Source organism: Methylobacterium dankookense, from assembly GCF_902141855.1.
GTDB classification, from domain to species: Bacteria; Pseudomonadota; Alphaproteobacteria; order Rhizobiales; family Beijerinckiaceae; genus Methylobacterium; species Methylobacterium dankookense.
On record NZ_CABFVH010000021.1, the window covers coordinates 82919 to 90727 of the forward strand.

At 72.2% G+C, this 7809-nt stretch carries 8 protein-coding genes; 6 read left to right on the forward strand and 2 right to left on the reverse strand.

Features of this window, described 5'->3' with window-relative positions; all coding sequences use genetic code 11:
* Positions 1-420 precede the first annotated feature (420 nt).
* The 4 genes from MTDSW087_RS16560 to MTDSW087_RS16575 all read left to right on the forward strand — a co-directional run bounded on the left by MTDSW087_RS16560 (position 421) and on the right by MTDSW087_RS16575 (position 3498).
* Positions 421-1113, forward strand: coding sequence for a GntR family transcriptional regulator (locus MTDSW087_RS16560; protein WP_144765805.1), 693 nt, complete (start codon positions 421-423; stop codon positions 1111-1113).
* Between the two features lie 155 nt (positions 1114-1268).
* Complete coding sequence (locus tag MTDSW087_RS16565; RefSeq protein WP_144765807.1) at positions 1269-2336, forward strand: HD-GYP domain-containing protein; 1068 nt, start codon at positions 1269-1271, stop codon at positions 2334-2336.
* A gap of 63 nt (positions 2337-2399) precedes the next feature.
* Positions 2400-2882, forward strand: a complete 483-nt coding sequence (locus tag MTDSW087_RS16570; RefSeq protein WP_144765809.1) for a GNAT family N-acetyltransferase — start codon at positions 2400-2402, stop codon at positions 2880-2882.
* 127 nt (positions 2883-3009) lie between these two features.
* Positions 3010-3498, forward strand: a complete 489-nt coding sequence (locus MTDSW087_RS16575; RefSeq protein WP_144765812.1) for a CAP domain-containing protein — start codon at positions 3010-3012, stop codon at positions 3496-3498.
* Between the two features lie 3 nt (positions 3499-3501).
* Here the strand turns inward: MTDSW087_RS16575 and MTDSW087_RS16580 are convergent, their stop codons facing one another.
* A complete protein-coding gene (locus tag MTDSW087_RS16580) occupies positions 3502-4479 on the reverse strand; it encodes a right-handed parallel beta-helix repeat-containing protein (protein ID WP_186383874.1) in 978 nt (325 codons plus the stop codon).
* Between the two features lie 150 nt (positions 4480-4629).
* Between MTDSW087_RS16580 and MTDSW087_RS16585 the strand changes: the two genes are divergently transcribed.
* Complete coding sequence (locus MTDSW087_RS16585) at positions 4630-6066, forward strand: phospholipase D-like domain-containing protein (RefSeq protein WP_144765816.1); 1437 nt, start codon at positions 4630-4632, stop codon at positions 6064-6066.
* 3 nt (positions 6067-6069) lie between these two features.
* Here MTDSW087_RS16585 and MTDSW087_RS16590 read toward each other — a convergent pair whose 3' ends face one another.
* Positions 6070-6846 (reverse strand): endonuclease/exonuclease/phosphatase family protein, encoded by a 777-nt coding sequence (locus tag MTDSW087_RS16590; protein ID WP_238178766.1) that lies wholly within the window; start codon positions 6844-6846, stop codon positions 6070-6072.
* A gap of 308 nt (positions 6847-7154) precedes the next feature.
* On the opposite strand from MTDSW087_RS16590, the gene MTDSW087_RS16595 reads away from it, so the two are divergent.
* Positions 7155-7809: hypothetical protein (locus MTDSW087_RS16595; RefSeq protein ID WP_144765818.1), on the forward strand; the 655-nt coding region annotated here is incomplete at its 3' end.

A 7809-nucleotide genomic window follows, 5' to 3' on the forward strand; every position in this document is an offset into this window, starting at 1 on the left:
TTGGTTTGGCGTTTTCTCGTTCTTGTCGGGTGCCACGGAATCCGCCATGCACGGGCGTCCGCGGGTCTTAATCCGCAACCTCAACATGGTCGACGGTATACCAGTTACGATTTTGTGCCGAATCGCACGCTCCTGTCAATCTCCATGGAATAAAAGTGCAGGTCGCTTGAAACGTGCCGTCTGGGGCCGCGGGGAGTGCGTCGCGAGCCCTGTCCCCAGCCTGCGGCAGGAGGTGCCTACGCAACGGATTTGACACGTGGTATGCCCAATACCGATAAGGGGAGACGCCGGGCCGGCGCGGATGCGCGGCTCTCTGTGGGCTTTCGCAAACGCCCGCTAGGAGCCGAATACGGATTCCGCTAGGTCTCGTCTGGGAAGCGGTCGCAGAGCCGCGGTCATGTAGCAGACTCTGGGTCCAGGATGTCGAACACGGAACAGTTCAGCATCAAGCCGATCGTCGCGACGTCCAGCCTGCGGACGCTGGCTTATGAAGCGCTGAAGCAGGCCATCACCAACATGGACCTGTACGGTCGGCCCGACGAGGTCCGGCTCGACGAGCGCAAGCTCTCGCAGGATCTCGGCGTCAGCCGCACCCCTGTGCGCGAGGCGCTGACCGTGCTGGAGCAGGAGGGCTTCGTGCGCTCCGAGGCGCGGCGCGGCATCTTCGTGATCAAGAAGACCAAGGCCGAGATCGTCGGGATGATCCATGCCTGGGCGGCCCTGGAGAGCATGGCCGCGCGGCTCGCCTGCGCCCGCGCCACCGACGCGCAGCTCAAGTCGCTGCGCGACGAGTTCCCGGAATTCTACGAGGGCCGCCCGTCCGAGCACATCGACGAGTACTCGGACGCCAACATCCGCTTCCACCAGAAGATCATCTCGCTCGGCCAGTGCGAGGTGATCGCCGGCCTGTCGAGCAACCTGCTGATGCATGTTCGCGGCATCCGCAACAAGGCGTTGCGCCAGGGCGAGCGCGCCGAGAAGTCGATCCGCGAGCACGTGGCGATCATCAAGGCGCTGGAGGCGCGCGAGTCCGAGCGCGCCGAGCAACTCGTGCGCGACCACGGGCTCGGCCTCGCCCAGCACGTCGACACCTACGGGCACTACCTCGACTGAGGCCCCCGGGCCCCCTGGGCCGTCCGGTCTCGCGAACGTGTGGCGCGCGCGGAGGCGATTCGCGCGCTTGCGTGGTCCTCGCAAGGTTTCGCTCACCAATTCGGTGCTATGGTCAACAAACCGTTGATCCCTAGCGAACCGTCGAGGGCGCTGACGTGCCATTGGGCGCCCGCATCGAGGACGATCCCTTCGTCCTTCTGCTGTCGGACCGACCGTCCGAGCGGTCGGCGCTCGCACGCGCGATCGGCCACGTCATCACCTGCCTGACCGCGGAGATCGGCGAGGCGCTGCCCGGCGGCGAGGATGCGCGGCTCGCCGTGATCGACCTCGACGCCGCGGGGCTCGCCACCGCCTCCTCCATCCTCGACCAGGGCCCCTGGCGCAGCGTGCCCCGCCTCGTGCTGGCGCGTAGCGGCAGCCGCCCGGTGCGCCTGCCGGCCGCCTCCCGCGTCCTGCCCGCGGCGGCGCCGCGCGAGACGGTGCTCGCCGGCATCTTCGCGATGATCGAGGCGGCGACCCGTGACGTCCGCGCGCGCGGGCGCAAGCTCCACGAGCAGGGCGCCGCCGCCACGTCCATCGTCGCCGACCTGTTCGACAGCGCCGCGCTCGGCGCCCGGATCGACCCCGCCGCGATCGAGCAGGGCACCGAGATCGTGCTGGCGGCGGTGTCCGAGGCCGGCATCCGCACTTGGCTCGACATCGTCTGGCGCCACGATGCCGGCGTCTACCAGCACACCCTGAGCGTGGCGGGCTATGCCGCCGCCTTCGGCGCGGTGCTCGGCCTGAACGGGCCCGACCAGGGCCGCCTCGCCCGCGCCGCGCTCCTGCACGATATCGGCAAGTCGCGCATCCCGGCGGAGATCCTGAACAAGCCGGGGCGGCTCTCGCCGGAGGAATGGCGCCTGATGTGCCGGCATCCCGTGATCGGCGCGGACCTCCTCGCCGCGCAGGGCGACATCGAGCCGGCCGTCATCGCCGTCGTGCGCCACCACCACGAGCGCATCGACGGGATGGGCTATCCGGACCGCCTCGCCGGACCCGCCATCTCCGACCTCACCCGCCTCACCGCGATCTGCGACGTGTTCTCGGCGCTGACCGAGCGCCGCGCCTACCGCAAGCCTCTGGCGCCCCGCGAGGCGCTGGCCGCCATGGAGGCCGAGCGCGGCCATCTCGACCCGGCGCTCCTGCGCGCCTTCGCGCCGGTGGCCGAGCAGGGCGCCTGACCGATCCCCCGCGAGGGGCGATCCCTTTGGCATCCCGGCGCGGTTGCGGCTATCAGCCCGGGCATGCTCATCCGCCCGGCCCGTCCCGACGACACCCCCGCCATCTGGTCGATCCTCGAGCCCGTCATCCGCGCCGGCGAGACCTACACGCTCGACCGGGACATGAGCGAGCGGGACGCGCTGGCCTATTGGCTGGGCCCGGACAAGGAGACCTTCGTCGCCGAGGCGGAGGGCTCGGTCCTCGGGACCTACTACATCCGCCCGAACCAGGCGGGCGGGGGCCGGCATGTCTGCAATTGCGGCTTCATGACGGGTGCCGAGGCCACCGGGCGCGGGGTGGCGCGGCGGATGTGCGAGCACGCCCTCGCCCATGCCCGGTCGCGCGGCTACCGGGCCATGCAGTTCAATTTCGTGGTGAGCACGAACGCGCGCGCGGTGCGCCTGTGGCGGGCGCTCGGCTTCCAGATCGTCGGCCGGCTGCCCCTGGCCTTCCACCATCCGGCCGAGGGCGAGGTCGACGCGCTGGTGATGTTCCAGGCGCTCTGAGGCCCATGGGCGGCGTGACGCCGATGTCACACCGGGCGGACGCGGCGGCGCGGCGGCCGTCGCTGCCCCGCTTTCGCCGCAGCTGCAGCCAAGGCAGGCGTCTCCCCGTCACGCGAACAGCCTTGCCGTGCAGACCTTCCGCGCCGTCCTCCTCGCCTGCCTCGCCTTCGGCCTCTCCGCCTGCGGCACCCCCGCGATCCTGCCCGAATCGGCAGGCCCGGTGACTCCAATCGTGCTCGACGAGGCGGCCGCCGCGGCGGCGATCTCGCGCTACCGCGCCCAGCACGGGCTCGGCCCGGTCACGATCGATCCCGGCCTCGTGACGGCCGCCGCCTTCCAGGCGGGCAACAATGCCCGGGCCGGCCAGCTCAGCCACGATCTCGGCGGCACCTTCACCTCGCGCATGGCCGCCGCCGGCCTCGGCCGGACCCACACGGCCGAGAACCTGAGCGCGGGCTCGGAGACCTTCGACCAGGTGCTCGCTCGCTGGAAGGCCTCGCCCCAGCACAACGCCAACATGCTGATCCCGCAGATCCGCCGCATCGGCATCGCCCGCGTCGACGCGCCCGGCACCCGCTACCGCCGGTTCTGGGCTCTGGTCATGGCGGGGGGCTGAGCCCTACTCCACCCGGTTCGGCGCCACGACGTTCCCCGTGCCGCCATCCGAATTGTCGATGCTGCTCCCGAACGGGTAGCCGGCATCCTCACCGCAATAGAGCCGCCAGCCGTTGCGGGAATTGGCCACGACGGCGTCCGCCCCGAACAGGCCGACGCCGCGGAAGACGTTGCCGGTGACCACGTTGTCGGACGGGGTCTGGTGGCGCACCGTGCCCCCCTCCCCGCAATTCCGGTAGAGCCGCACGCCGCCCTGGCCGTTCAGGGCGAAGCGGTTGCCAACGATGCGGTTGCGCGCCGAGCCGTCCACCGCGATCGCCTCGCGCCCGGTCTCGGCGACGACGTCGTTGTCCTCGATCCGATTCTCTGCGCTCTCGGCGTCGAGGTAGAGGGCGGTGCCGACCGTGCGGCCGGCAAGCCGCGAGCCGGTCAGCGTCACCCGGGTCACGCCGGGCCCGATATAGAGCGGGATCGGCCCGGACGCGGTGATCGTGGTGCCGCTGATCGCGATGCCGGTCGGCGCCGCCGCCTGCGCCCGCTCGGTATGGCCGAGGCTGTGCGAGGAATCGCGGAGCGCCGGCGCCTGCCCGTTCACGCCCATGCCCCAGATGCGGACATGGCCGAACACCGCGCAGTCGCGGATGGTGATGCCGGAGGGGCGCTCCCATTGCGCGCCGGGCCGGGACGGCGGCCGGGAACGGATGGCGAGGGTGATGGCGTCGAGGCGCGCCGGCGCGCCCGGATGTCCGATGGCGGCGCCCGCGCAATCGAGGGTGACGCCGGAGGCCGCCCTTCCCTCCAGCACGATGCGCTTCAGCACCCGGTCGCCGGGCGCGAGGCGGAGGGAGCAGGTGAGCGCGACGGCGTCCTCGCCGGCTTCGGGTGGGGCGAGCAGGCGCGCGCGGGTCGCCGCGTCGCAGGGCGGGGCGGCGACCGTCGCGACGAGGGCCGGCGGATCGGGCGGCAGGGTCGGCATCGGCATGGGATCGCCCCTCGCAGCCGAGCCCGGCATTTTTCGGGACGCAGACCCGATCCTGCACCGCCTGCCTGAGGAAAACTCTCGCCGGTCCGCCTGCCCGGCGGCGCGGCGTGCCTATATCGGCACCGGGCACCCCGAACGGAACATGGCTCCTTGGAAGACGCGCTGATCCGCTGGATCCAGTCCACCGCCGTCCTGCGGGCCGACGTCCTCGCGGTCATCGGCACGCTGCTCGCGCTCGCCGTCACGGTCCACGCGCTGATGCGCAAGCGGCGGGTCAGCGTCGCGGTGGCCTGGGTCGGCCTCGCCTGGCTCACGCCGGTGATCGGCACCGTGCTCTACCTGATGTTCGGCATCAACCGGGTGACCCGGCGCGCGCGGCGCCTGCGCACCAAGCCGTCCGAGGCGCTGGAGGCGCCGAGCCAGGAGGATGCGGTGGTGCCCCGCATCCTGTGGCCCCTCGACCGGGCGGTGCGCCGCATCACCGGCCTGCCCGCGCTCGCCGGCAACGCGGTGCGGCTCTACCGCAACGGCGACCAGGCCTATCCGGCCATGCTGGAGGCGATCGGGGCGGCCCGCGAGAGCCTCGTCCTGACGAGCTACATCTTCCGCGACGACGCGACCGGGCGGACCTTCTGCGCGGCGCTCGCCGAGGCGAAGGCGCGCGGCGTCGCGGTGCGGGTGATCATCGACGGCATCGGCGGCGGCTATTTCCGCGCGCTGGCCTATCGGCGCCTGCGGGCGGCCGGCGTGCCGGCGGGTTTGTTCATGCACTCGGCCCTGCCCTGGCGCATGCCCTTCCTGAACCTGCGCAACCACAAGAAGCTGCTGATCGCCGACGGGCGGATCGCCTTCACCGGCGGGGTCAACATCTCGCAGCCGAACCGGCTCGCCTCGCGGCCGGACCACCCGATCCGCGACACGCATTTCCGGATCGAGGGTCCGGTGGTCGAGCAACTGATGATGGCGTTTGCCAGCGACTGGGCCTTCGTGGATGGCGAGATCCTCGACGGGCCGGCCTGGTTCCCCGATCTCGTCCCCCTGGGCCCGACCATCGCCCGGGCGGTGACCTCGGGGCCGGACGCCGATGTCGAGAAGATCGAATCGGTGATCCTGCACGCGCTCAACGGCGCCCGCGAGAGCGTGCGCTTCGTGACGCCCTATTTCCTGCCGGACGAGGTGGTGATGAGCGCGCTGTCGCTCGCGGCCGAGCGCGGCGTCACCGTCGACGTGGTCATCCCGCGCCAAAGCGACCACCCCTTCGTGGACTGGGCGACGCGTGCCCACGTGCCGTCGCTCCTCAAGAGCGGGGCCCGGATCTGGCTCGACGAGCCGCCCTTCGACCATTCCAAGGCGCTGGTGATCGACGGCGCTTGGTGCTTCGTCGGCAGCGCCAACTGGGACATGCGCAGCTTCCGCCTGAACTTCGAGCTGAACGTCGAGCTCTACGACGAGGCCATGGCGGGTGAGCTCGACCGCTTCATCCAGGGCAAGATGGAGACGCAACTCATCCTGGACGACATCGTCGCGCTGCCGCTGGCCCTGCGCCTGCGCAATGCCGCGGCGCGGCTGATGCTGCCCTATCTGTGATCCTTAGCGGCGCTCCTTGCGCCGCCGGATCGAGGCCGAGAGGCGGATCGCGAAGCGGTCCATCGGCGTCGGCCGCAGGCGCGTGGGCCGCTCCGTCTCCGGCGCCTCGCGCAGATGCACCACGATCGGCCGGTGGTCCGAGGGGCCGCGCGGCAGCACCGCGCGCTCGTGGCAGGCGAGGCCGCGCACGAGGCAGCGGTCGAGGCGCAGCGGCACCATCTGCGCCATCGCGTGGGTCGGGGCGCGCGGCCCGACATCGCGGAAGCCCGGCATCAGGGCGGGGCCGACGATGTTGTAGTCGCCGAGGATCGCGGCCCGCTCGGGCAGCGTCGCGATGATGCGGCGGAGCTGGCGCCGGTTCAGCACCTGCCCGTGCGAGAGATGGACGTTGGCGACGCCGAAGCCGCCGAGGTCGAGCACCTGGCAGACGCGGTCGAACATCGCGCCGGAGGGCAGCTCGATCACCCTGGGCTGCATGGGCCAGGGCGTCGGGCTCCACATGGCGAGCCCGTGGATCCGGTTCGGCAGCTGCGCCCAGGCATAGGCGCCGCCGACCCGGTCCGGCAGGGCCCCGATGCAGCGCGTCGCCTCCTGCATCAGCAGCAGGTCGGGCTTCTCCTGCTCGATCAGCGCGACGAGGTCGCCCACCGCCGCGCCGGTGCGGCGCAAGAGGTTCCAGCTCACGATCTTCCAGGTGGTCGCCGCCCGGTCGGCCTGCGCGAGGGGCTCGGCGGCGACCGAGGCGAGGCCGATCGGCCGGGAGCGGATCTTGTCGAGCATGCCGGAGCGGGTCTCTTCCTCGGCGCGGGGGATCGTCGGGCCGTGCCTCAACGCGGTGCGGGCGGCTCCGTTCGCCGGTTCGGCGAACGCGCCGTGACAAAGAGCTCGGAGATACGGCCCCGATCACAACGCGATCGGGAGCGGCCTTAAAGCGCTCTCCGCCGAAGTGGACACCGGTTCGGCGCAAGAGAGCGCGTCACAACAAGAGCTTGGAGCCGTGCCCGATTGCAACGCGATCGGGACCGGCTCTAGCGGCAGGGCTTGCCCGGCTGGCAATGGCCGTGCCCCCCTCCGCCCTGAGGGGGCGCTTGCCGCTGCGGCGCCGGGGCCCGCTGCATGGCCTGCTGATGCTGGGCGGCCTGTTGGCGCTGGGCCGCCTGCTGGTGCTGCATCTGCATCATCTGCTGGCGCTGGGCCGCCTGCTGCATCTGCTGGGCGCGCATCGCCTGGGCCTGCTGCGCGCGGGCGGCCTGCATCTGCTGCATCGCCTGCATCCGGCCGGTCTGTCGCGCCTGGGCCTGGGCCTGCTGCGCCTGGGCACGGGACTGGGCCTGTACCTGAGCCCGCGCCTGACTCTGGGCTTGGGCCTGGGCCTGCCGCGCCGCCTGCTGCTGGCGCGCCACGGCCTCGCGCTGCTGGAGGGCCGCCGCCCGGGCGGCGCGTGCAGCCGCCGGATCCTGGACTGGCTGCCCCGGTTGCGGCGTGCGGAGGGTGGGCTGGGCCGGCGGTGCGGTCCGCGCCGCGGCGGCGCCGGCGGCCGGTCCGCCCGGCTGCTGCGGCAGGGCGTTCCGCGGGAATGGGCCGGCATTCAAGGGAGCGCCCGGCCTCACGCCCGGCTGCGGAACCGGCGCACCCGGCAGGGGCCGCGCCAGGGGAGCGACCCCTGCCGGGACCGCGCCGCCGTTCGGGACAGGCGCGGCTGCGCCCGGCGCGAAGCCGGCCCGGCGGGCGAGCGCCGGCGGC